Here is a 22,858-nt window from a genome sequence, read left to right as displayed (position 1 = left end):
TTATCATATTTATCGTTTCATACGATATCCACAGTAATCGCCCCTCAGGTTTATCCCCCGGCTTTACTTTTCACAATAAAAATAATGAGATAATGATATCCATGACAAGCAGCACAACAGAAAACTACACCCTCCGTCTGATCCGCCCGGAAGATAACCCCGGTATCGCACAGGTTATCCGTGAGGTCTCTGCCGAACACGGCCTGACCGCAGACAAAGGCTTTGCGGTCGCTGACCCGATTCTGGACACGTTATACGAGGTTTACAGCCAGCCGCGTGCCGCCTACTGGGTCATTGAAATGGATGGAGAGATCCTCGGCGGCGGCGGTGTTTCCGGCCTTGCCGGTGGTGACGGGAAAACGGCGGAACTACAGAAAATGTATATCTCTTCCCGACTGCGCGGCAAAGGTCTGGCGAAAAAAATCGCCCTTCAGGCGCTCGAATTTGCCGAAGCGGAAGGCTACCACCAGTGTTATCTGGAAACCACTGCCGATCTTCAGGCTGCGATTAAACTGTATGAAAAACTCGGGTTTATCTTCCTTGATGCCCCGCTGGGCGACACCGGCCACAGCGACTGTGAAGTCCGGATGCTGAAAGTCTTTTGAAAATTCCCGGCGCTTTTCTGATAGTTTCTCTCCGCTGTTTCTCTTACAGTCACTGCATATGTGATGGATATCACGTTTTATAACTGACAGACAGGAGATCAGGATGATCAGCACGATTCACGGAATGAATGACCTGTTATGTACCGCCGTAACGCTGAAAGCACCGGCAGAACGGCCGGTCTGCCGCATACAGGACGATGAACAGACAGAGATACAACAGAAAGGATGGCAGGGAGAGAGCCGCAGCCCGCAGCTCAGAACACAGCAAGGCCCGGTTCTTTATCAGACCATTGAGGCGATGAAAGAGGCGGAAGATGATATCAATATTCAGGATATTGAATTTTTAGGCTGTGCGCCGTTGCGACCGATGGTACGTGATAATCAGGCCGACTCACGGCGTGAACGCACTGCCCCGCTGAAGTCTGTTTTTTCAGTCACCGCCTGACCGGCAGACACAAAAAACCCCCGATCATCGGTTGTCCAACTATCGGGGGTCACTTCACGCGGCAGGTTTTTCATGTCTGATGATCAGTGTAACGGCGCCTCATCAGCATCGTCGTCGTCATCTTCATCTTCGGCATCCGGGTCTTCGAAATAGGTGCCCCAGCCGTCGTAATCCACATCCATTTTTTCTGCCAGACGCGCCAACTGCTCGACCTGAGCATCGATATGTTCCGCCGTCAGCCCGCATTCACTGATGATATCGCAGCATAACACCACCTGTCCGCCTTCCACTTCCAGCTCCTCGGCATCCGTCACTTCATAACCCAGTTTGAATGCTTCAACTGCCGCTTTTTCCAGCTTGTCGTAATTCTCACTCGAAAAATGGTGTTCAATGGTGTATTGCGCATCAGGATCGCTGCCGTCTTCCAGCAGTTCTGCAATAATCGCACGGGTTTCTTCGCGCTGCTCTTCTAAAAACGCATCTAATTCTGACATGGCCATGTCCTCTGATAAGTGATACCCGCGCATTCTCCCACAGCCGCGCCAATTGAGCCACCCATAATAAAAAAGAATTTCCCGCCGGTGTTGCAATTGAATTTTTATTGATTTATGTTGAATATAAATTCACCGGAGAAACAACTATGAACCCATTTTATCAACAGTCATTTTTGCGGTTGCTTGACTATAAACCTGCCGATATTGAAGAACTGCTCAATCTTTCTGCTTATCTGAAACATGCAAAAAAAACCGGCTCGGAACAGCCGCTGATGAAAGGCAAAAATATTGCGCTGATTTTTGAAAAAGACTCCACCCGGACCCGCTGTGCCTTTGAAGTAGGTGCTTACGATCAGGGCGCACAGGTGACATATCTGGGGTCATCCGGCAGTCAGATAGGCCACAAAGAATCGATCAAAGATACCGCCAGAGTGCTGGGCCGGATGTATGACGGCATTCAGTTTCGCGGCTATTCCCAGAAATCCGCCGAAGCGCTGGCACAATATGCCGGGGTTCCGGTCTGGAACGGGCTGACCGACGAGTTTCATCCGACACAGCTGATTGCGGATTTACTGACTATTCAGGAGCATGTGAAAAAACCGCTGTCCGACGTGAAATTTGCATATTTAGGCGATGCCCGTAATAACATGGGCAATACCATTGCTGAAATGGCCGCCGTAACCGGGATGGATGTCCGCCTGGTGGCACCGGCCGGGTGTCAGCCGTCAGAAACCCTTATCGCGCAGTGCCGCAAAGCCGCTGAACTCACCGGCGGTAAAATCACGCTGACCGCTGATGTGGCAGAGGGCGTGAAAGATGCGGATGTACTGTACACCGATGTATGGGTCTCCATGGGCGAGGCAAAAGAGGTCTGGGCAGAACGGATTAAACTGCTGACACCGTATCAGGTGAGCCAGGATGTGGTGGATAAAACGGGCAATCCGGATGTTATCTTTATGCACTGCCTGCCGGCGTTCCACGATACGGAAACCACCATGGGGCAATCCCTCGCGAAAGAGTATGGTTTTACCAGCGGGATTGAGGTCACCAATGAGGTATTTGAATCAAAACACAGCGTGGTGTTTGACCAGGCAGAAAACCGGCTGCATTCCATCAAAGCGGTGATGGTTGCATCTCTTTCAAAAAACATACAATTTTAGATTCACCGGCAGCGTTGCATAAATTTCACCCGAAAAAGTGATGCCAAACGCTTGCGCCGGGTTGCCGATTGCGTATAATGCCCCGCAATTTTGTCGGGAGGAAACAATGGTCATTGTGATTATCAGCACCGTAAAACCGGTGCCGGACAATGTGACATATCACGGACAGCCGCAGTGCGGCAATGTTTTCCATTCCCCCGTATTTATTTCAGAACCCCTCAATTGAGGGGTTTTTTTTTGCCTGGCCGAACACATGAGGAGACCCCAATGGCAAATCCGTTATACCTGCGCGATATCATCTCGATTAACGATCTCAGTCGTGATGAGCTGGAACTGGTATTAAACACTGCCGCGGCGCTGAAACAACGCCCTCAGCCTGAATTACTGAAGCACAAGGTGATCGCCAGCTGCTTCTTCGAGGCCTCAACCCGCACGCGGCTTTCCTTTGAAACCGCCATTCAGCGTCTGGGCGCGTCTGTTGTCGGCTTTTCAGACAGCAGCAACACCTCGCTGGGCAAAAAAGGTGAAACCCTGGCGGATACCATGAGCGTGATCAGTCAGTACGCGGATGCCATCGTGATGCGCCACCCGCAGGAAGGTGCGGCACGTCTGGTATCAGAGTTCTCCGGTAAGGTTCCGGTGATCAACGCCGGTGACGGTGCAAACCAGCATCCGACACAGACCCTGCTCGACCTGTTTACCATTCAGGAAACCCAGGGGCGTCTTGAAAACCTGCATATCGCCATGGTCGGTGACCTGAAATACGGGCGCACGGTACATTCGCTGTCACAGGCGCTGTCAAAATTCAGCGGCAACCACCTGCATTTTATTGCCCCGCAGGCACTGGCAATGCCGAATCACATCCTGCATATGCTGGATGAAAACGGCGTGGCGTACAGCGAACATCATTCTATTGATGAGGTACTTCCGCAGCTGGATGTGCTGTATATGACCCGCGTGCAGAAAGAGCGCCTCGATCCGTCGGAATACGCTAATGTCAAAGCCCAGTTTGTGCTGCGGGCGGCTGATCTGGCCAATGTGAAACCGAACCTGAAAGTGCTGCACCCGCTGCCGCGCATCGATGAGATAACCCCGGATGTGGATAAAACGCCTTACGCGTACTACTTCCAGCAGGCCGGTAACGGGATCTTTGCCCGTCAGGCGTTGTTATCTCTGGTGTTAAACGAAACTTTCCCGGCTTAAGGAGCACATCATGACTCAGGATCATAAATTACTGGTTGAAGCCATCAAATGCGGTACCGTTATCGACCATATCCCGGCAAATGTGGGATTTAAACTGCTCTCCTTTTTCCGCCTGACCGAGACGGACAGCCGTATTACTATCGGGCTGAACCTGCCGTCCAACAATATGGGGCGTAAGGATTTGATTAAACTGGAAGATACCTTCCTGACCCCGGAACAGGCCAACCAGCTCGGCTTTTATGCCCCGAAAGCCACAATTAATATTATCGAAGATTATCAGGTGGTTAAAAAATTGCCGATTAACCTGCCGGAGCGGATTGAAGGGGTGATTGTCTGCCCGAACAGCAACTGCATCAGTCACAATGAGCCGGTGGAAAGCAGCTTCACTGTTAAGTCCATTGCACAGGAAATTGTGTTAATCTGTAAGTACTGTGAGAAAGAATTTGATCACCACGCAATCATTAATAACCAATAAGATAGATCCAGGTCAGTTGTCCGGGAAAATCAGACGATTATAATGAGGGCGTTTTTAAAAGCTTAACAGCAATAATCATCCTACAGGAGTCCGTAATGACTAAAGTAATCGCAACAGAAAACGCACCAGCAGCAATCGGCCCATACGTCCAGGCAGTAGACCTGGGTAACATGGTAATGACTTCAGGTCAGATCCCTGTTGATCCGAAAACCGGTGCCGTTGCCGACGATGTTAAAGCGCAGGCGCGTCAGTCACTGAACAACATCAAAGCTATCATCGAACAGGCTGGTCTGAAGGTTACGGATATCGTGAAAACAACTGTTTTCGTTAAAGACCTGAACGACTTTGCTACTGTAAACGCAGAATACGCGGCTTTCTTTGATGAGCACAAAGCAGTATACCCTGCACGTTCTTGTGTTGAAGTTGCGCGTCTGCCAAAAGACGTTAAATTAGAAATCGAAGCAATCGCAGTCCGTAAATAATTACTGCGTTTTCTGAGAACGTCAGTAAAAAGCCACCTCTGCAAGAGGTGGCTCTGAACAGAGCCCCTTTACAGGGGCTCTGTCTGTTATGCATCATAAGAATATGTATTATTATTTTTAATTAAACTGTTTTTACGCTGGTATTAATAACACTTACAAAGTAATCAGCCATCTTCTTCCGTGATATAGCGATATATTATAATACAAAACCGCTGCCCTGTTTTCAGCAAATAAATGAATACCATTGATAAACCGATTACATTAACGGTATATGAAATCACGGAAGAAATCTGATTTCATTCCGGAGACTGAAAGTGAATATTGCTTTTACAGAGATGCTTACAGACAAAAGCGGTCAATTATAGTCTCTTATTCACAAATAAACCACCTACTGTTTATTTCATAACCTTGATACAATTTGCCATAATAATATTGTTTATCATTTTTCATTGCTTTTCAATAAGAATCTGAAATGTTTCAGGCGTAAATATCAACGGTAAGTATCGGCATTAATGATCTTCTGTCATAAATGGTATCCTATAACCGGTTTTTGTCATTAAAATGCTAATTCAAGGTGGAATATGTTAGAAAAAGTAAAAATATCAACAGGAATGCTCTTTATCCTGATCGCGTTTCTTTTGATGCAACTTATATCATCATTTTATTTTTTCAGGTTTATAAACTCACAGAATGAAATAAATAATACGATGACCGTTCAGTCAGAAAAAACCCATGTACTCGACCGTGTCTGGATTGGTTTTTTAGAGAACCGATCATTACTTAATATTATATCCAAAGGTGTAATGAAAGGCGTTTATGAAAATGACGAACAAAAGAACAAACGACTTGATTATGCTGAAGAACAAGTAGAAAAAACAAAATCAGATTGGTCAGAATTTAAATCAATGCCGACAAAATTTGGTGAAGACCTTGAAAGCAAAATGGATGCTGCTTTTAATGAATATCATGGTGCCCAGCTTGAGCTAATTCATTATTTACGCAACAACAGGTTAGATGATTTTGATAACCAACCTACCAGTGACTATCAGAATACATTCGGGAAATTATATGAGAATTATTATGCTGAAGATGTTATTTATCATGACAACCTTATTCAGAATAGTAAAAGTAATGAAACACTGACAATATGGATAACAATATTACTACTTGTCAGCATTTGTATTACTATCATTTTAGTCTGGTTTGGTATTCGTCGTTTACTTATTTTACCTATGAATCACTTCCTGGAAAGCATTCAGCATATTGCAAAAGGTAATCTGATAAGACCGATTGATGTGACAGGGAGTTATGAAATCAAAAAACTGTCTGAAACATTGCGTGACATGCAGAACGAGCTTTCCAAAACGGTCAGTGATGTCCGTGATGGTGCCAATGCTATTTACAGCGGTGCCAGTGAGATCGCTGCCGGTAATAACGACCTCTCTTCGCGGACTGAACAGCAGGCTGCATCTCTTGAAGAAACCGCTGCCAGCATGGAAGAGCTGACCGCCACTGTGCGTCAGAATGCCGATAATGCCCGTCAGGCCAGTCAGCTGGCGTTAACCGCCTCCGAGACCGCAGAGCGCGGCGGGAAAGTGGTGGATGATGTTGTGGATACCATGCGCGGCATCGGCGACAGCTCGAAGAAAATCGCCGATATCATCAGTGTGATTGACGGTATCGCCTTCCAGACTAACATTCTGGCACTGAATGCCGCCGTGGAAGCTGCCCGTGCCGGTGAGCAGGGCCGCGGATTTGCCGTTGTCGCCGGTGAGGTGCGTAACCTGGCTCAGCGCAGTGCGCAGGCCGCCCGGGAAATCAAAACCCTGATCGAAGATTCAGTCGGCAGAGTCGATGCCGGAGCTGTACTGGTTGAGCGCGCCGGTGAAACGATGGATGAAATTGTCAGCGCGGTCACCAGAGTCACCGATATTATGAGTGAGATAGCCTCTGCCTCGGATGAACAGAGCCGCGGGATTGACCAGGTGGGTGTGGCAGTGACGGAAATGGACAGGGTCACCCAGCAGAATGCGGCATTAGTTGAGCAATCAGCCGCAGCGGCTGCGTCACTTGAAGAGCAGGCCAGCAGACTGACTCAGGCGGTGTCTGTATTTCACATACAGGCCGGAGAACTGAAGAACAGTACCCAAACCAGCATTATGGCACCGTTACAGCGACCTGTGCTTAAAAAATCCGCTGATAATGCCGATGATAACTGGGAAACATTTTAATGTGCAGATACTGAGACAGGCAATGGCATCATTACGTTATTACACCCGGCAGTGCTGAATTATTTTACCTCTGTTTGCCCATGCTTCATGGGCTTTTTTTTATAACGATGACGGATGAATAAATAACATCATGAATAACGGACGTTAAAAAATAAAGAGGGATATGACGATTAAATAGCAGCAATGTACTACCGCATCCTATACCCGTAAATTTTCCAGCAGCTGGTCAAAAGAGACTCTGACCTTTTCATAAGTGGCCTGCGGGTCATCACTGTGTACAATCCACATGGCACATTCATACAGCCCGCCATTAATAAATAGTGCCAGCACATCCGGTGCCACCTGTTTTATCCGTCCGGTTTCCATCAGGTGTGTCAGACGCCGGGTGATCCCCTGCACACAGGCCAGTTCGTGGGACTTGAGAATAGAAAAATCCAGTACCGAGGCAGCATCGCGGAACATAATCCGCTGAACTTCCGGCTCCAGACTCATTGCCAGATAACCCTGGCAACGGAATTTGAAAGCGGACCACTCATCAGCCTCCTCTTTTTCTGCGGTATCCAGGCGCGCATCGAGTTCGCGATCCAGATCCTGCAGTACCGCCAGAAATAATCCTTTTTTATCACCAAAATGGTGATACAGCGCCCCCCGGGTGAGACCCGCCTGAGCCGTCAGGTCATCCATCACCGTTGCGGCGTACCCTGCTTCACCAAACTGCTGGCGTGCAGCACGGATAAGCTTGGTCCGCGTTTCTTCTATCATCTCTGCACGTGGTTTGTGGCTCATTTCATTACTCCTGCGGTTACCCCTTTCAGCCGGGGGATTATAGCACTTTTTTATTGACATACATTGCGTATGTCAATAGATTCACATACGCAATGTATGTTAATTGCATTACAGCCGGCTATCTCCGGCAGTTAAAAATTATATCCGTCTGTAATATACCGGATATCTGTGAGGTTGTTATGTTCAGCTCTTATCGCGTCATCTTTCAGCATCCCGGCACCAGGGCTTTTTCAGGTGCGGGATTTATCGCGCGGATGACCGTCTCCATGATGGGGATTGGGATCATTACCATGATTGCCCAATTGCGTGATTCTTTCTTTATGGCCGGGGTAACTGCGGCTGTTTATACCTTTTCGGCGGCCTTCTGCGCCCCGCTCATCGCGCGGCTGGTGGATCGCTACGGACAGAGCCGTATCCTGCCGAAAACGCTGGTGATCAGTGTTCCCGCGACTGCTGCCCTGCTGTTATGTACGGTTTATGATGCCCCTGACTGGGCAATCTGGCTGTCAGCGGTGTTTGTCGGGGCGATCCCGAGCATGCCTGCCATGATCCGCGCCCGCTGGACACATATCTATAAAGGTGACCCGCGTTTACAGACTGCCTACTCCTTTGAGTCAGTGCTGGATGAAATCAGCTTTATTATCGGGCCGCCGCTGTCAGTCACGCTCTGTATCGCACTGTTCCCGCAGGCCGGTCCGCTGGCGGCAATTATTTTTCTGATCATCGGTACCGCGCTGGTGGTCTGTCAGAAACGGACTGAACCGCCGGTACACAAACGTGACGGGCTGGCAAAAGGCACCGTGTTGCGTCTGCCTGCGATTCAGTTGCTGATGGTGGTGCTGCTTGCGCTCGGGGTGATTGTCGGGACGGTGGATGTACTGGCTGTTGCTTTCGCCAATGCACAGGGGTATCCGGAGGGTGCCAGCTACGTTCTGTCGGTGTATGCCGCCGGTTCCTGTATCGCCGGGTTTATCTTCGGTGCTATCCGGCTGCCGTTCAGCTACACAAAGCAGTTTGTCTTCACTGCCGCCGCCACACTGCTGACCACCCTGCCGCTGCTGCTGGTCACAAACCTGACCGGTCTGGGGCTGACCATGTTTGTCGCCGGTTTCTTCTTCTCACCGACCATGATCCTCGCTATCGGTTTTGTCGAGCGTGAAGCACCGCCTAATATGCTGACAGAAGGCTTTACCTGGCTTATTACCGGGCTGGCGGTCGGTGTGGCCCTCGGCTCTGCCGGTGTCGGTATGATCATTGATACTTACGGCATTGATACCGGGTTCCTGCTGGCTATCGCTGCGGGGATTTGCGTACTGCTCACCGCCTGCATCGGTTATGTTTTCGTCTTCAAAGAGGATAAAAACAGCACTGATAAGTGACAGAAATAACTTTTACTATAATTTTCAGCAATCAAACCGCACATTTTTACACTTAACCGGAGTGTGCGGTTTGCCTGATGTCGCCAGAATTCTTTGACTTACATCAATTTCTATCGCCTTATTCCGGAGGAAATCTATATCTAGTGCTATATAATACAAAGCCCACTAGATATAGTATTTATTCACAGTGTTATCCACAACACCATCAACCCGCATGATGACAGGTTTTGCCCTGTGGATAACCAAACTGCCGGAGAGAAGCAAAGTGCACACTATCGTGATTAAGCGTGATGGATGTCAGGTAAATTTTGATGAATCACGCATCCGGGATGCCATTAAAAGAGCCGCCAGGGCCGCACGCGTTAATGATGATGACTACTGCTCTCAGGTTGCCGCACGGGTAGCCGCCCTGCTGGGTGACCGGAAAAAGGTGGATATCGGTGAGATCCAGGACGCCGTTGAAAACCAGCTAATGTCCGGTGATTACAAAGCGTTAGCCAGAACTTACATCGAATACCGTCATGACCGTGACGTGGCGCGTGAACTGCGCGGCCGCCTGAATAACGAGATCCGCGGACTGGTTGAACAGAGTGATATGTCCATTCTCAACGAGAATGCGAATAAAGACAGCAAGGTGATCCCGACACAGCGTGACCTGCTGGCAGGTATCGTTGCCAAACACTACGCAAAACAGCACATTTTACCGCGTGATGTTGTTATTTCGCACGAACGCGGCGAAATTCACTATCACGATCTGGACTACGCCCCGTTCTTCCCGATGTTTAACTGCATGCTGATCGATTTAAAAGGCATGCTGACTCATGGCTTTAAAATGGGTAACGCCGAGATAGAACAGCCTAAGTCCATCTCTACCGCAACGGCGGTAACAGCACAAATTATTGCCCAGGTGGCCAGCCATATTTACGGCGGCACCACCATTAACCGTATCGACGAAATTCTCGCGCCATTTGTCACCGCCAGCTATAACAAACATCTGAAAACCGCAAAAGAGTGGCAGATCCCGGATGCGAAAGGCTATGCCAACGCCCGCACAGAGAAAGAGTGCTATGACGCTTTCCAGTCACTGGAATACGAAGTCAACACACTGCACACCGCCAACGGGCAGACACCGTTTGTCACCTTCGGCTTCGGGCTGGGCACATCAAAAGAATCCCGCATGATCCAGCAGGCGATTTTACGTAACCGTATCGCCGGTCTGGGTAAAAATCACAAAACAGCGGTATTCCCGAAATTGGTTTTCGCTATTAAAAAAGGCCTGAACCACCAGTACGGCGATCCGAACTACGACATCAAACAGCTCGCATTAGAGTGCGCCAGCAAACGGATGTACCCGGATATCCTGAACTACGACCAGGTGGTGAAAGTGACCGGTTCCTTTAAAACCCCGATGGGCTGCCGCAGCTTCCTCGGTGTCTATGAAGAGAACGGTGAAATGATCCACGACGGGCGCAACAACCTCGGGGTTATCAGTCTGAACCTGCCGCGTATTGCCATTGAATCACAGGGCAGTGAAGCGGATTTCTGGTCACTGCTGGATGAGCGTCTCGCGCTTGCTAAAAAAGCCCTGATGACCCGTATCGCCCGGCTGGAAAATGTCAAAGCCCGTGTTGCGCCAATCCTGTATATGGAAGGTGCCTGCGGCGTGCGTCTGAAAGCGGATGATTCCGTCACCGAAATCTTTAAAAACGGCCGCGCCTCAATTTCACTGGGTTACATCGGCATCCATGAAACCATCAATGCTCTGACCGGCACTGAAACGCACATGTATGACGACGAACAGCGCCGCGCCCTGGGTATCGCCATCGTGGAACGCCTGCGCCGTGCAACGGACGAATGGAAAGCCGAAACCGGCTACGGTTTCAGCCTCTACAGCACACCGAGTGAAAACCTGTGCGATCGCTTCTGCCGCCTGGATACCGCTGAGTTCGGGATTATCCCGGGGGTGACAGACAAAGGTTACTACACCAACAGCTTCCATCTCGATGTGGAGAAAAAGGTCAATCCGTACGACAAACTGGACTTTGAAGCACCGTACCCGCCGCTGGCGAACGGCGGTTTCATCTGTTACGGCGAATACCCGAATCTTCAGCACAACCTGAAAGCACTGGAAGATGTCTGGGATTACAGCTACGACCGTGTTCCGTACTACGGCACCAACACGCCGATTGATGAGTGTTATGAATGCGGATTTGCCGGTGAGTTTAACTGCACCAGCAAAGGCTTTGTCTGCCCGAAATGCGGCAATCATGATGCCGCCCGCGTTTCTGTGATCCGCCGTGTGTGCGGTTACCTCGGCAGCCCGGATGCACGTCCGTTTAACGCAGGGAAACAGGAAGAAGTGAAACGCCGCGTTAAACACCTGAATAACGGACAATTAGGCTGAGTTGTGAACTATCATCAGTATTACCCCGTTGACGTGGTCAACGGGCCGGGTACACGCTGCACCCTGTTTGTTTCCGGCTGTGTGCATCAGTGCCGCGGCTGCTATAACCAGAGCACCTGGCGCACGGATTCCGGTGTGCCGTACACCCGTGAACTGGAAGACACAATTATCGCCGACCTCTGTGATACCCGCGTAAAACGTCAGGGGATCACACTGTCCGGCGGTGATCCGCTGCATCCGCACAATGTGCCGGTGATCCTGGCACTGGTGCAGCGCATCCGCCGCGAGTGCCCGCCGGAAAAAGATATCTGGATGTGGACAGGGTATAAACTGGATGAACTGAATGATGCCCAGCGGGAAGTCATTGAGCATATCAATGTGTTAGTCGACGGGAAATTTGTGCAGGATCTGCATGACCCGATGCTGATCTGGCGCGGCAGCAGTAACCAGGTTATTCACTATCTGCGCTGACACCCGCGCTGAACCGCGACCAGTGCAGTTTCTTGCCGAACCCCAGCGTATTATTCACCATCTTGATTTCATTCAGCCGCAGCCCCCACAGCGGGGTTTTTGCGGCAACAGCCACCGGAAAACGGCGGCAGTAACGGGCTCTTGCCTGTTTTTCCTCTTCCGCTGACAACGTTGTCACCTCGCCTCTGAACTGGATACCGCAGATTTTTGCCACAGTCACCGTCTGTGCGGAAATGGTTCCCGCCACCAGCGGATTCTGCTGCATCAGGGTACCGTGCCGTGTATGCGGTTCAGTCAGGAAATAAAGCATCATCGTTTCCGGATCTGCGATATAAAAGCAGGAGGCGCACCACAGATCATCACCGGCAGTGGCACACAGCGTAAAGACATGATTTTTCTTCAGATAAGACAGGATTGAATCGTGCGGTAATTCCATACAGTACCCCCAATAAAACCACACCGGCTGATAGAGTATATCATCCGGTGCTGGTTCAGACAGTCCCGTCAGACGGGCTGTATTGTATGGCAAATCTCAGGAATTATTTATAGAGCTCTGCAGTACCACCCATCAGGTTTTCACCACCTGCGGAGATGATACGGAAAGAACTTGCGCCAGCTTCATCAGCTTTTTTGGATAAAGCAGCAGTCACGTCAGCCAGGGTATCAACATCGCTGACAGAGACAACACCGACAGGTGCTTGTGTGCTATGTTGTACTTCGGTAGCAGCCATTGAACCAAATGAAACGGCACTTAAAGCTAAAATTGCAGGGATTACTGTTGAGATTTTCATAATATGATTCCTTAGAATAAATGTAATATCATGAGACGTTTTTGTCTCTCTCTGTGATGTGAGTCATATTATGCTCCTCCGGCGAAAAAGAAAATTAGCTATTTCTGCTGTAGTTATTCAATAAAATTGATGATGTGGGTTTTAATAAATCCGTGAAAAGAATTACCATGGTGAATACCACTGATTAATTAGTTACTTGCGTGACTATTCCGCAACGAAAACCACCAAAATATTCGCCTTTCATATAAATAATAAAACGCACGATTACACAAAAATGAACAACAATACAGACATAAACACGTGGTTTCTTTACATAATCAGGACAGAATCCGGATATCTTTACACAGGGATCACCCGTGATGTCGCACAACGTGTGGCGACACATCAGTCCGGAAAGGGAGCAAAATACCTGCGGGGAAAGAGCGGGCTGCATGTCGTGTATCAGGTGGCTCTGGCGGATCGCTCAATCGCGTCAAAAGAAGAGTACCGGGTCAAGCAGCTGACAAAGAAGAAAAAAGAAAGGCTGGTCAGTGACCAGCCCTCCGATTTGACGGCATACCTTAATGGCGGCGATTATTCACAGCTGTCAAAATGATGTGAGAAATTCACCAGCCCGTGATAACGATCTGCAGCATCATTTTCCAGCGGATAGATCAGGAAATACGGTGCGGTATCCGGCCATTTGCAGTGCAGATCAAACTCTGCTGCCGGTTTAAACCCCCACTTACCGTAGATCGCGGGATCGCCCAGCACCACAACCGCGCCGTAACCGAACTCATTGAGGCTGTCCAGCCCCTCATAAACCATCTGCTTCGCAATGCCCTGACCACGGTAAGCCTCAGCCACTGCCAGCGGTGCCAGGCCGACCCACTGGCAATCCTCGCCTTCCACATCCACGGGGGTGAAACCGGCATAACCGACCACCAGCCCCTCATCATCAGTGGCAACCACACCTAAAGTCAGCAGCCCGTCTTCCCGCAGCGAATGCAGGAGGTCGGCTTCATTATCACGTCCGAATGCGCTGCGCAACAGTGCATCGATACCGGCGGCATCAACCGGAATTTCTGTACGGATCAGCATGAGGTCACCACTGCCGGTGATTTAGCCCCATCCTCCGCCAGACCGGCCTGAATAAAGTCAGCCAGCTGCATTAATGCACTGCGCAGCAGCGGCGGCATACCATCGAGGTCAATCGAGTCCATCAGGTTTTTGACATACAGACCCAGCTCGGTGTCCCCCTCAATGCGCAGACGGCGCTGAAAGAACAGAGTATCCGGGTCCTCCTTGCGGGCAGCGATCAGCACCAGATCATTGGCATTACCGCTGAAACTGACGTCTTCCTGTTCATCCGCACTGACCACCAGACGGCCGTCACGGTTACTGATATACCAGTGAAGCGCCAGGTCACGGACTTCCACTTTCAGCCATTTATTTTCCAGAAAATCGAGATCACCTTCTGTCAGCGCCTCTTCAAACTGACGCGCCAGAACCTGCTGAAGAACCTGTTTTTGCAGGGTAAACGGCGTTAATTTCAGCGGAAACCGCAATAACGCCGGCCCGTTGTGTACGAGCGAGGAACGAATTTTGGCAAACACCGTACTGACTCCTTAATCTGAATTACTGCGTCATTGTGCCAGAATCTGCGGAAATAACTCAGGATTCCGGTCAATTTTTCGTGTCATTGTTTCTATTATATACCCGATTTTCTTCCTGCCGCAGAGAACATCCCGCTTTTATATCCGCAAACCGGGTGATTTTTTGCGGTAAATGTTCCCTAACCTGCCTCAGGTCAATACCTTTTTTAGCCTGCCATTTACAATTTCCGATCATTTTTATTATTCAGTCTGAGAGTCTCACCATGGAACTATTGTGTCCTGCCGGTAATTTACCCGCACTGAAAGCCGCTATTGATAACGGCGCGGATGCGGTTTATATCGGCCTGAAAGATGATACTAATGCCCGTCACTTCGCCGGTCTGAATTTTACTGAAAAGAAACTGACCGAGGCGGTGGATTATGTTCACCGCCACCGGCGTCACCTGCATATTGCAATTAACACCTTTGCCCATCCGGACGGTTTCAGCCGCTGGCAGCGGGCGGTGGATATGGCAGCACAACTGGGGGCAGATGCCCTGATCCTCGCGGATATCGCCATGCTGGAATATGCCGCGGAGCGTTATCCGCACATTGAACGTCATGTCTCTGTACAGGCATCGGCCACTAATACCGAAGCGATCCGTTTCTATCAGCGCAACTTTGATGTGCACCGTATCGTGCTGCCGCGTGTACTCTCAATCCATCAGGTAAAACAGCTGGCACGCACCAGCCCGGTGCCGCTGGAAGTCTTTGCTTTCGGCAGCCTGTGCATTATGGCGGAAGGCCGCTGCTACCTCTCCTCCTATCTGACCGGGGAATCCCCGAATACCGTCGGTGCCTGCTCTCCGGCACGGTTTGTCCGCTGGCAGGAGACCGCGCAGGGGCTGGAATCACGCCTGAATGATGTGCTGATTGACCGCTACGGTGCAGATGAGAATGCCGGTTACCCGACCCTCTGCAAAGGCCGTTACTGCGTGGACAGCAAGCCTTACCATGCCCTGGAAGAACCGACCAGCCTTAACACCCTGGAACTGCTGCCGGAACTGATGGCAGCCAATATCGCGTCAGTGAAAATTGAAGGCCGCCAGCGCAGCCCGGCCTATGTGACTGATGTGGCGAAAGTATGGCGTCAGGCCATCGACCGCTGCAAAGCCGATCCGGACAACTATGCGCCGGATGCCGCGTGGATGCAGACCCTCGGTGGTATGTCAGAAGGACGCCAGACCACACTCGGTGCCTATCACCGCAAATGGCAGTAACGGAGAGAAAAACGATGCAATTTTCATTAGGTTCAGTCCTCTATTACTGGCCGAAAGCGACACTGGAACAGTTTTATCAGCAGGCAATGCAAAGCAGTGCGGATATTATCTACCTCGGCGAAACCGTGTGCAGCAAGCGCCGGGAAATGAAACCGGATGACTGGATAAATCTCGCTAAAACCGTTGCCGGAAGCGGCAAACAGGTGGTTATCTCGACGCTGGCGCTGTTACAGGCGCCGTCTGAGCTGAAAGAGATCGCCAAACTGGTGGATAACGGCGAATTTATGATCGAAGCGCATGATTTCGGTGTGATTAATATGCTGCACGAGCGCGGGCTGCCGTTTGTCGCCGGACACGGCCTGAACTGCTATAACGCCCCGGCGCTGAAAATCCTGCAAAAACAGGGGATGACACGCTGGTGTATGCCGGTGGAGCTGTCCCGTGACTGGCTGGTGAACCTGCTGAAGCAATGTGAAGAGTTGGGGATCCGCGACAAATTTGAAGTGGAAGTGATGAGCTACGGCCACCTGCCGCTGGCCTACTCCGCCCGCTGCTTCACCGCCCGTTCGGAAAACCGCGCCAAAGATGACTGCGAAACCTGCTGTATCAGCTATCCTCAGGGGCGCAAAGTCCTCTCACAGGAAAATCAGCAGGTCTTTGTCCTTAACGGGATCCAGACCCAGAGCGGTTACTGCTATAACCTCGGTAATGATCTGCGTTCCATGCAGGGACTGGTAGATATTGTGCGCATTTCCCCGGATGCGCCGGATGATCTGGCCGTCATTGACCATTTCCGTCAGAATGAAACCGGCGCACAGCCGCTGGATCTGGCACAGGCACAAAACTGCAACGGTTACTGGCGTAAAGTGGCGGGGCTGGAACTGGTGGAATAACGGCCGTCCGGTGCCTGCATGGAAATATAGCCGGGCGCCGGAACGGAATAACAGAACGGGCGCGATATGTGCGCGCCCGTTTTGACCGGCTGTTATGCCTCACGTTGCCTGCCCTGATCCTCTGTTCTCCCGGAAACCGTGAGAACGGGATTTTATTTAACGGGCTTTGTTTTTCCGCCGGAACATCCGGCGCAGGGAATGTGTGATACGCCGTAATTCCCCGTCACGTAACATACCGATAAAGACGCCGAGCAGCGTATAAATAATCCCGAGCACCAGCATCATAATAATATCGTTCTGCACACTGCTGAACGGTAAATCCATCTGGTTGATACCGGCAATCGCTTTGGTCGCCCAGGTGGACGGCAGCGCGGAAGCAATAAACCGCACCCAGTCCGGCATGGCCTGTAACGGCCAGATAGTGCCTGACATATAAAAGACCGGTGTGGTCACAAACGCCAGCGTCAGGTAAATCATCTCCACACTGCGCAGGCATTCGGTAACCAGTTTTCCCAGCCCCAGAACCCCCAGCAGGAACGGGAATGTCAGCAGCCATAATTCATACATCGGCGCTTCCTGACGGTATCCCAGCACCCACGGCCACAGCGCAAAGAAGACCGTCGAGAGAAACAGCCAGATAGGCAACAGCGCACTCAGCGCCCCCAGATAGACCGCCAGCGGCGGTTTCCCTTTCGGTGTGCTGCGCACCGCGATACTGACACGGACACAGGCTATCAGCAGCGTGTGCTGCAACAGCATCACCAGCAGTCCCGGCAGCGCAATGGCGGCAAAACTGACACCGGGATTATACATACCGACCGTTTCCGACTGAATCGGGGCGATCAGTATTGATGCCTGTTCCGGTGTATAGCCATTGGCTGTCAGGATCTTGGTGTTGTAATCCGCGAGGATCTGCTGATATGCCTTACTCAGTTCCTGCTGAATCTGCCCGCTGGCGATACGGTTGGTGCCGTCACCAAAGACCGGTACCGTGATATTTTTGCCCTGCAGAAGATTGCGCTCAAAATCCTGCGGAACAATGATGATCGCAAACAGATCACGCATGATCATATCCTGCCGGGCCGTGGCCAGGTTGTCATAACTGTGCAGTTCGACTTTTGCGGTGGCATCCAGCTCCCGCACCAGAGAACGGCTGGCCACCGTATTATCCTGATCCACCACCGCAACCGGTAAATCCCACAGGACCGGATGCACATAGACCAGGCTCATGACACACAGCGAGATAATCAGCAGCATCCACATCGGTTTTTCCAGCATACCGAGCAGTACTTTCAGGAAGGTCTGGAAATAGAGTTTCATACCGCGCCTCCTTTCTGCAATGCCAGCCGTTTCGGCAGGCGGTTACGGATCAGGAAAGTGGCTCCCACCGGATAGAGCAACAATAACGCGCAGACATACAGGATATGCTGTAACGAGACTTCCCGCAGGAAAATATCAAACATGGCGTTCAGCGCATGTGTCAGCGGCTCGATATTCGCGATAATCCGTGCCGGCAGAATCATCGACAACTCCGGCACGGTCATCCCGGAAAAGGCCATTGCCATACTCACCAGCATCCCGATCATACTGTACGCCATCATCGGATCACGGGTGAATGTGTAGAGGAGCAGACCGATGCTCTGAGCAGCCATCACATAAAAGAAACCGACCATCAGCATATAAACCGGATTCCCGGTCACTTTCGCCTCAAACACGGTAACCAGGACAGCGAGTTCGATCATCAGCAGTGCCGTGAAAAACAGCGTATAAGGTGCCAGTTTGCCCAGTACACCACTGAACAGCGGTTTAATGGAGTGCAGCATGGTGCTGCGTGACATGGTGTAAATGGTGCAGGTCACCACAAATAACTGAAGCATATGGATCGTGGCGGCAAACTGCTGATAATAAATATAACTGCCGCTGGCGTTAAACAGGGTGTCATAGGACATCGTCACCTGTGCCAGTTTCGGGACGTTTTTCCCCATTTCAGAAGCGAGAACAGACCGGTACTGGCCGTTCAGTTCGGCAATCAGTCCGCTGAAGTCCTGAGTGGCGTAGCTGCCGGAAGCATAAAACAGGGCATTAAAAAACATCCGGGTTGTCGGTTGCTTACCGGACAGCACATCACTTTCAAAACGCGGCGGGATCACCAGAATGGCGTAATCTTGCGCACTCCCCATGCGCTCAAGCGCGACATCTTTATCATCCTGCGGCGTGATACTGGCATGTGATGCCGCGTTCAGGTTACGCACCAGGGTGCGTGAGAGCGGGCTGTGGTCATAATCAATGGCGGAAACCGGTAAGTCCAGTAATGTGCCTTCCGAGAAGTTGGCACTGACCAGTGCAAACAACATCAGCGGAAACAGCCAGCTCAGCCAGTGAAACACCGGACTGCGCACCGCCATCCGGGTTTCCTGTGAGAATGCGTTGCGGAAACCGCGCCATATTGCCGGAAATCTCATTACTTATCCCGGCGCCATAACGCACTCATGCCGGGTCTTAATCCGTCGACCGGCTGTGCCGGATAGAGACGAACCTCAAAGGTCTTCAGATCAAAATCCCCGGTGGCGCGGGTGGCGCGTTTGGTGGCGTAATCCCCCATAGGTGCGATATAGCGGACTTCAGCCTCAATTTCCTGATTTTTCAGTGCCGGTACCGTCAGGGTGATTTTGTCACCTTTTTTCACATCCGCGAGAATGTCCTCACGCAGGTTATAGACAAAATACGCTTCCGGCAGACGGATAATCGTCACCAGCGGGCTGCCTGCATTAAACAGTTCACCGATTTCAGCCGGAATCGGCCCGATTTCACCGGTCACCGGTGCGGTCACGGTCAGTTCATCCTGCTGGACTTTTAATTCCGCCAGTTTCTGTTCTGCCTGACGCAATGCCGCTTCGTAACGCTGGCGCTGCTCGGTGCGGTCACCGTTTTTCGCCTGGTCGAGTTGTGCTTTGGCGGCCAGTACGCCCTGCTGCGCCACATCACGGGCGCGGCGGGACTGATCAAGCTCGGTTTTTGATACATAGCCTTTTCCGGCCATGCTGCTCATGCGCTGAAAATCACGTTGTGCATTCGCCAGCTCAGCCTGAGACTTCGCCAGCTGCGCCGCATAGTTACGTACGCTCTCTTCACGGGTACCGTTCAGAGATTCGGTTAATTGTGCCTGTGCCTGGTCGCGGGCAGCCACCAGCGAGGCGACCTGCGCTTCCAGTTCAGGGCTGGTCAGACGAATCAGCGCCTGTCCTTGTTTAACGTCGTCACCGCGCTCAATCAGGCGTTCAACAACACGCCCTTTGGCTTTCGAGGAAACAATGACCTCCGGTGCATCGACTTCACCCTGCAATAAAAGATACTGGTTGTGGGCACGAAAAAGTGCAGCCATCGCAATTAAGACCAGCATCAGCAGGATCAGATAGATTGTTCTTTTTTTCATTATTGATTTCGGCCTTAACTATCATTTGTGAAACTATTCGGAATGGAATCATCCCGAAAGAAATTGTTCTGGATAAAACGATGAAGAAGGGGAAGGTTTCAGTATTACTGATTTCTGATGAAACCGTTAAGATATTTGTGCGCCAGATCACAGCACAATACTATCAATCTTAGCGCCGCGCACCTGTTGTACAACTCTTTTTAATATAAAATCTCAGATAGTTACAAATAATCGTCCCCCGGCAAGTGATCCGACAGAAAAATGTATGACTACAATCTGATTTTCCTGCTGCTTCAGCAGATGTGTGTGTATCTGGTTATCGCCTGGGTGCTCAGTAAAACGCCGCTGGTACTGCCGGTCTTACAGGTGACTGTCCGCCTGCCGCACAAGCTGATGTGCTATCTGATATTCTCCGTTTTCTGTGTCATGGGCACCTATTTCGGGCTGAATATCAATGATTCTATCGCCAACACGCGGGCTATCGGCTCGGTACTCGGCGGTCTGCTCGGCGGGCCGTCTGTCGGGCTGCTGGTCGGTTTTACCGGCGGGCTGCACCGCTATTCTCTCGGCGGGATGACGGCGTTCAGCTGTATGGTGTCCACGATTGTCGAAGGGCTGATCGGCGGCCTGGTACACCGCTACTATATGAAGCGCGGGCAAATCAACAAACTGTTCAATCCGTGGACAGCCGCCGGTGTGACCTTTGTTGCCGAACTGGCGCAGATGGCGATTATTCTGTTACTGGCGCGACCGTTTAATGAAGCCCTGAGCCTGGTGAAAGATATTGCCGCGCCGATGATTATCGCCAATACCATCGGTGCCGCCATGTTTATCCGCATCCTGCTGGACAGACGCGCTATCTTTGAAAAATACACCAGCGCCTTTTCCGCCCAGGCACTGAAACTGGCAATCAGTACAGACGGTGTGCTGCGCCAGGGATTTAATGAGACCAACAGCCGCCAGGTGGCACAAGTATTGTATGATGAGCTGAATGTCGCCGCCGTGGCTATCACGGATACGGAAAAACTGCTGGCCTTTATCGGTGTCGGGGCGGATCACCATCTGCCGGGTACGCCGATTGCTTCCCGCTATTCCCGCCAGGCGATTGCCCATAATGAGGTGGTCTATGCCGACGGTAACGAAACACCGTACTGTTGTTCGATCAATCCGCACTGTAAACTCGGATCTACGCTGGTTATCCCGCTGACCGGGGAGAATAAGCAGGTGGTCGGTACCATCAAACTATATGAAGTGAAGAACCGCCTGTTCAGCTCCATTAACCGCACACTGGGAGAAGGGATTGCCAGCCTGTTGTCGGCACAAATCCTGGCCGGGCAGTTTGAGCGAAGTAAGCAGTCACTACTGGAAACCGAGGTGAAATTGCTGCATGCCCAGGTGAATCCGCATTTCCTGTTTAATGCCCTCAATACCTTACAGGCGGTGATCCGCCGCGATGCGGAACAGGCACGGCATCTGGTGCAGAATCTCTCCACCTTTTTCCGCAAAAACCTGAAACGGCCGGGGGAGATTGCCACCCTCGCCGCCGAAATTGAGCATGTGAATGCTTACTTACAGATTGAAAAAGCCCGCTTCCGTGAGCAGCTCAGTGTGGATATCGCCATTCCGGATGCGCTGAAACAGGCCAGTCTGCCGGTCTTTTCGTTACAGCCGATTGTGGAAAATGCGATAAAACATGGTACATCACAGATATTTGAGCAGGGAAAAATTACCATAACCGCACGGGCCGAGGGCAATACCCTTGTCATCCGGATCACCGATAACGCCGGACTGTATCAGCCGACCGGAATGAGTGACGGGCTGGGTATGGGACTGGTCGATAAACGCATCAAAGTCCGCTATGGTAAACAATACGGTCTCAGTGTTCACTGCGAGCCGGAAATAAAAACAACGATCATTCTGACCTTACCCTTCGACTCACCGGCAGGTGCATCAGCACCGCCTGATAACTAAAAAAATGATAATGACACCATGAATGTTTTAATTGTTGATGATGAGCCACTGGCCCGGGAAAACCTGCGATTACTGCTCGATGCGTATCCTGACATCCATATCCTGGGTGAATGCACTAACGCCATTGATGCTATCGGTAAAATCCATCGCCTGAAACCGGACGTGGTGTTTCTGGATATCCAGATGCCCCGGGTCACCGGGCTGGAGATGGTCGGTATGCTCGACCCCGGCCACCGGCCTGCGATTGTCTTTCTCACCGCCTTTGAAGAGTACGCCTTACAGGCTTTCGAGGAGGATGCGTTTGATTATCTGCTCAAACCGGTCGAGAAAGAGCGCCTGGACAAAACCCTGAACCGGCTGCGCCAGGGGCAGATCCGCCCGGCGGAGATCCCGGAACAGACAGAGCAACTGCGCTATATCCCGTGCAGCGGGCACAACCGTATCTGGCTGATGCCGGTTGAGGATGTGGTGTATGTCAATTCCCGCATCAGCGGCGTGTTCGTGATGAGCGCACACGGCCAGGAAGGATTTACCGAGCTGACACTGCGCACTCTGGAAACCCGTACCCCGCTGCTGCGCTGCCACCGGCAGTATCTGGTCAATCTGACCCGCCTGCGGGAAATCCTGCTGGGCGATAACGGTCAGGCGGAACTGATCCTGAGTAACGATGAAACCATCCCGGTCAGCCGCCGCTACCTTAAACCCCTGAAAGAGGCTCTGGGGCTGATTTAATACCCATTCTCAGGCGCATAAAAAAAGCCCGGCGGGGATATCCCCGGCC

General features: G+C 51.2%; 24 protein-coding genes. 15 read left to right on the top strand and 9 right to left on the bottom strand.

Annotated features, from left to right (window positions below; translation table 11 throughout):
* Nucleotides 1-101 precede the first annotated feature (101 nt).
* Together ACF8OF_RS19345 and ACF8OF_RS19340 are read left to right on the top strand one after the other, a co-directional pair.
* Nucleotides 102-605, top strand: coding sequence for a GNAT family N-acetyltransferase (locus tag ACF8OF_RS19345; protein WP_262861514.1), 504 nt, complete (start codon nt 102-104; stop codon nt 603-605).
* 103 nt (nt 606-708) lie between these two features.
* A complete protein-coding gene (locus ACF8OF_RS19340; protein ID WP_025152399.1) occupies nt 709-1,050 on the top strand; it encodes a hypothetical protein in 342 nt (113 codons plus the stop codon).
* 83 nt (nt 1,051-1,133) lie between these two features.
* On the opposite strand, the gene rraB is transcribed toward ACF8OF_RS19340, so the two are convergent.
* The gene (gene rraB / locus ACF8OF_RS19335; protein ID WP_024474281.1) at nt 1,134-1,550 is read right to left on the bottom strand and encodes a ribonuclease E inhibitor RraB; all 417 of its coding nucleotides are present in this window, start codon (nt 1,548-1,550) and stop codon (nt 1,134-1,136) included.
* Nucleotides 1,551-1,690: 140 nt separating this feature from the next.
* On the opposite strand from rraB, the gene argF reads away from it, so the two are divergent.
* From argF to ACF8OF_RS19310, 5 genes are all read left to right on the top strand, one after another.
* The gene (argF, locus tag ACF8OF_RS19330; protein WP_392497413.1) at nt 1,691-2,704 is read left to right on the top strand and encodes an ornithine carbamoyltransferase; all 1,014 of its coding nucleotides are present in this window, start codon (nt 1,691-1,693) and stop codon (nt 2,702-2,704) included.
* A gap of 267 nt (nt 2,705-2,971) precedes the next feature.
* Nucleotides 2,972-3,907 (top strand): aspartate carbamoyltransferase, encoded by a 936-nt coding sequence (gene pyrB, locus ACF8OF_RS19325; protein ID WP_262861516.1) that lies wholly within the window; start codon nt 2,972-2,974, stop codon nt 3,905-3,907.
* Between the two features lie 10 nt (nt 3,908-3,917).
* Nucleotides 3,918-4,382 (top strand): aspartate carbamoyltransferase regulatory subunit, encoded by a 465-nt coding sequence (gene pyrI, locus ACF8OF_RS19320; RefSeq protein WP_025152396.1) that lies wholly within the window; start codon nt 3,918-3,920, stop codon nt 4,380-4,382.
* A 95-nt stretch (nt 4,383-4,477) separates the two neighbouring features.
* On the top strand, nt 4,478-4,864 hold the full coding sequence (gene ridA, locus ACF8OF_RS19315) for a 2-iminobutanoate/2-iminopropanoate deaminase (protein WP_004234600.1): 387 nt from the start codon (nt 4,478-4,480) through the stop codon (nt 4,862-4,864).
* Nucleotides 4,865-5,445: 581 nt separating this feature from the next.
* Nucleotides 5,446-7,095 (top strand): methyl-accepting chemotaxis protein, encoded by a 1,650-nt coding sequence (locus ACF8OF_RS19310; protein WP_392497410.1) that lies wholly within the window; start codon nt 5,446-5,448, stop codon nt 7,093-7,095.
* Between the two features lie 198 nt (nt 7,096-7,293).
* Here the strand turns inward: ACF8OF_RS19310 and ACF8OF_RS19305 are convergent, their stop codons facing one another.
* Nucleotides 7,294-7,881, bottom strand: coding sequence for a TetR/AcrR family transcriptional regulator (locus ACF8OF_RS19305; RefSeq protein ID WP_262859284.1), 588 nt, complete (start codon nt 7,879-7,881; stop codon nt 7,294-7,296).
* Between the two features lie 179 nt (nt 7,882-8,060).
* On the opposite strand from ACF8OF_RS19305, the gene ACF8OF_RS19300 reads away from it, so the two are divergent.
* From ACF8OF_RS19300 to nrdG, 3 genes are all read left to right on the top strand, one after another.
* Nucleotides 8,061-9,260 (top strand): MFS transporter, encoded by a 1,200-nt coding sequence (locus tag ACF8OF_RS19300; RefSeq protein WP_392497408.1) that lies wholly within the window; start codon nt 8,061-8,063, stop codon nt 9,258-9,260.
* A 217-nt stretch (nt 9,261-9,477) separates the two neighbouring features.
* Nucleotides 9,478-11,664 (top strand): anaerobic ribonucleoside-triphosphate reductase, encoded by a 2,187-nt coding sequence (gene nrdD, locus ACF8OF_RS19295; protein WP_392497449.1) that lies wholly within the window; start codon nt 9,478-9,480, stop codon nt 11,662-11,664.
* Nucleotides 11,665-11,667: 3 nt separating this feature from the next.
* Nucleotides 11,668-12,135, top strand: a complete 468-nt coding sequence (gene nrdG / locus ACF8OF_RS19290) for an anaerobic ribonucleoside-triphosphate reductase-activating protein (RefSeq protein ID WP_262859286.1) — start codon at nt 11,668-11,670, stop codon at nt 12,133-12,135.
* Here the strand turns inward: nrdG and ACF8OF_RS19285 are convergent.
* Nucleotides 12,116-12,571, bottom strand: a complete 456-nt coding sequence (locus ACF8OF_RS19285; RefSeq protein WP_392497405.1) for a YhbP family protein — start codon at nt 12,569-12,571, stop codon at nt 12,116-12,118. The two genes, nrdG and ACF8OF_RS19285, sit on opposite strands and share 20 nt — an antisense overlap.
* Nucleotides 12,572-12,674: 103 nt before the next feature.
* Nucleotides 12,675-12,926 (bottom strand): YdgH/BhsA/McbA-like domain containing protein, encoded by a 252-nt coding sequence (locus ACF8OF_RS19280; RefSeq protein ID WP_262859288.1) that lies wholly within the window; start codon nt 12,924-12,926, stop codon nt 12,675-12,677.
* 274 nt (nt 12,927-13,200) lie between these two features.
* Between ACF8OF_RS19280 and ACF8OF_RS19275 the strand changes: the two genes are divergently transcribed.
* Nucleotides 13,201-13,521, top strand: a complete 321-nt coding sequence (locus tag ACF8OF_RS19275) for a GIY-YIG nuclease family protein (RefSeq protein ID WP_392497403.1) — start codon at nt 13,201-13,203, stop codon at nt 13,519-13,521.
* On the opposite strand, the gene ACF8OF_RS19270 is transcribed toward ACF8OF_RS19275, so the two are convergent.
* Complete coding sequence (locus ACF8OF_RS19270) at nt 13,500-14,006, bottom strand: GNAT family N-acetyltransferase (protein ID WP_262859289.1); 507 nt, start codon at nt 14,004-14,006, stop codon at nt 13,500-13,502. The two genes, ACF8OF_RS19275 and ACF8OF_RS19270, sit on opposite strands and share 22 nt — an antisense overlap.
* Nucleotides 14,000-14,521: an SCP2 domain-containing protein gene (locus ACF8OF_RS19265; protein ID WP_262859290.1), complete on the bottom strand. Its 522-nt coding sequence runs from the start codon at nt 14,519-14,521 to the stop codon at nt 14,000-14,002. Before ACF8OF_RS19265 ends, ACF8OF_RS19270 begins: the two co-directional genes overlap by 7 nt.
* A gap of 263 nt (nt 14,522-14,784) precedes the next feature.
* On the opposite strand from ACF8OF_RS19265, the gene ACF8OF_RS19260 reads away from it, so the two are divergent.
* Together ACF8OF_RS19260 and ACF8OF_RS19255 are read left to right on the top strand one after the other, a co-directional pair.
* Nucleotides 14,785-15,780 (top strand): peptidase U32 family protein, encoded by a 996-nt coding sequence (locus ACF8OF_RS19260; RefSeq protein WP_025152386.1) that lies wholly within the window; start codon nt 14,785-14,787, stop codon nt 15,778-15,780.
* Between the two features lie 14 nt (nt 15,781-15,794).
* Entirely contained in the window at nt 15,795-16,673 is an 879-nt protein-coding gene (locus tag ACF8OF_RS19255; protein WP_195432500.1) for a U32 family peptidase, read from the top strand.
* A 156-nt stretch (nt 16,674-16,829) separates the two neighbouring features.
* Here the strand turns inward: ACF8OF_RS19255 and ACF8OF_RS19250 are convergent, their stop codons facing one another.
* From ACF8OF_RS19250 to ACF8OF_RS19240, 3 genes are read right to left on the bottom strand one after another with little or no spacing between them, the layout of a single operon-like run.
* The gene (locus ACF8OF_RS19250; protein ID WP_262859293.1) at nt 16,830-17,993 is read right to left on the bottom strand and encodes an ABC transporter permease; all 1,164 of its coding nucleotides are present in this window, start codon (nt 17,991-17,993) and stop codon (nt 16,830-16,832) included.
* On the bottom strand, nt 17,990-19,135 hold the full coding sequence (locus ACF8OF_RS19245) for an ABC transporter permease (RefSeq protein ID WP_274371274.1): 1,146 nt from the start codon (nt 19,133-19,135) through the stop codon (nt 17,990-17,992). Before ACF8OF_RS19245 ends, ACF8OF_RS19250 begins: the two co-directional genes overlap by 4 nt.
* Nucleotides 19,135-20,106, bottom strand: coding sequence for an HlyD family secretion protein (locus ACF8OF_RS19240; RefSeq protein ID WP_004241398.1), 972 nt, complete (start codon nt 20,104-20,106; stop codon nt 19,135-19,137). Before ACF8OF_RS19240 ends, ACF8OF_RS19245 begins: the two co-directional genes overlap by 1 nt.
* Before the next feature lie 261 nt (nt 20,107-20,367).
* Between ACF8OF_RS19240 and ACF8OF_RS19235 the strand changes: the two genes are divergently transcribed.
* Both ACF8OF_RS19235 and btsR read left to right on the top strand, forming a co-directional pair.
* On the top strand, nt 20,368-22,077 hold the full coding sequence (locus tag ACF8OF_RS19235; protein WP_262882600.1) for a sensor histidine kinase: 1,710 nt from the start codon (nt 20,368-20,370) through the stop codon (nt 22,075-22,077).
* 18 nt (nt 22,078-22,095) lie between these two features.
* The gene (gene btsR, locus ACF8OF_RS19230; RefSeq protein WP_025152380.1) at nt 22,096-22,809 is read left to right on the top strand and encodes a two-component system response regulator BtsR; all 714 of its coding nucleotides are present in this window, start codon (nt 22,096-22,098) and stop codon (nt 22,807-22,809) included.
* Nucleotides 22,810-22,858 lie beyond the last annotated feature (49 nt).

It is taken from the genome of Morganella sp. TYF_1, from assembly GCF_043105645.1.
In the GTDB taxonomy this organism is placed as follows: domain Bacteria; phylum Pseudomonadota; class Gammaproteobacteria; order Enterobacterales; family Enterobacteriaceae; genus Morganella; species Morganella morganii_B.
This window is presented reverse-complemented; position numbering and strand designations above follow the sequence as displayed.

Bases quoted from the DNA above. Each gene is read 5' to 3' on its own strand.
- ACF8OF_RS19270 (WP_262859289.1), bottom strand. From the start codon at position 14,006: ATGCTGATCCGTACAGAAATTCCGGTTGATGCCGCCGGTATCGATGCA.
- ACF8OF_RS19235 (WP_262882600.1), top strand. From the start codon at position 20,368: ATGTATGACTACAATCTGATTTTCCTGCTGCTTCAGCAGATGTGTGTG.
- nrdD (WP_392497449.1), top strand. From the start codon at position 9,478: ATGACAGGTTTTGCCCTGTGGATAACCAAACTGCCGGAGAGAAGCAAA.
- argF (WP_392497413.1), top strand. From the start codon at position 1,691: ATGAACCCATTTTATCAACAGTCATTTTTGCGGTTGCTTGACTATAAA.
- ACF8OF_RS19245 (WP_274371274.1), bottom strand. From the start codon at position 19,135: ATGAGATTTCCGGCAATATGGCGCGGTTTCCGCAACGCATTCTCACAG.
- ACF8OF_RS19255 (WP_195432500.1), top strand. From the start codon at position 15,795: ATGCAATTTTCATTAGGTTCAGTCCTCTATTACTGGCCGAAAGCGACA.
- pyrB (WP_262861516.1), top strand. From the start codon at position 2,972: ATGGCAAATCCGTTATACCTGCGCGATATCATCTCGATTAACGATCTC.
- ACF8OF_RS19310 (WP_392497410.1), top strand. From the start codon at position 5,446: ATGTTAGAAAAAGTAAAAATATCAACAGGAATGCTCTTTATCCTGATC.
- pyrI (WP_025152396.1), top strand. From the start codon at position 3,918: ATGACTCAGGATCATAAATTACTGGTTGAAGCCATCAAATGCGGTACC.
- ACF8OF_RS19300 (WP_392497408.1), top strand. From the start codon at position 8,061: ATGTTCAGCTCTTATCGCGTCATCTTTCAGCATCCCGGCACCAGGGCT.
- ACF8OF_RS19285 (WP_392497405.1), bottom strand. From the start codon at position 12,571: ATGGAATTACCGCACGATTCAATCCTGTCTTATCTGAAGAAAAATCAT.
- ACF8OF_RS19340 (WP_025152399.1), top strand. From the start codon at position 709: ATGATCAGCACGATTCACGGAATGAATGACCTGTTATGTACCGCCGTA.
- ACF8OF_RS19275 (WP_392497403.1), top strand. From the start codon at position 13,201: ATGAACAACAATACAGACATAAACACGTGGTTTCTTTACATAATCAGG.
- ACF8OF_RS19250 (WP_262859293.1), bottom strand. From the start codon at position 17,993: ATGAAACTCTATTTCCAGACCTTCCTGAAAGTACTGCTCGGTATGCTG.
- btsR (WP_025152380.1), top strand. From the start codon at position 22,096: ATGAATGTTTTAATTGTTGATGATGAGCCACTGGCCCGGGAAAACCTG.
- ACF8OF_RS19240 (WP_004241398.1), bottom strand. From the start codon at position 20,106: ATGAAAAAAAGAACAATCTATCTGATCCTGCTGATGCTGGTCTTAATT.
- ACF8OF_RS19260 (WP_025152386.1), top strand. From the start codon at position 14,785: ATGGAACTATTGTGTCCTGCCGGTAATTTACCCGCACTGAAAGCCGCT.
- ACF8OF_RS19305 (WP_262859284.1), bottom strand. From the start codon at position 7,881: ATGAGCCACAAACCACGTGCAGAGATGATAGAAGAAACGCGGACCAAG.
- ACF8OF_RS19280 (WP_262859288.1), bottom strand. From the start codon at position 12,926: ATGAAAATCTCAACAGTAATCCCTGCAATTTTAGCTTTAAGTGCCGTT.
- ridA (WP_004234600.1), top strand. From the start codon at position 4,478: ATGACTAAAGTAATCGCAACAGAAAACGCACCAGCAGCAATCGGCCCA.
- rraB (WP_024474281.1), bottom strand. From the start codon at position 1,550: ATGGCCATGTCAGAATTAGATGCGTTTTTAGAAGAGCAGCGCGAAGAA.
- ACF8OF_RS19345 (WP_262861514.1), top strand. From the start codon at position 102: ATGACAAGCAGCACAACAGAAAACTACACCCTCCGTCTGATCCGCCCG.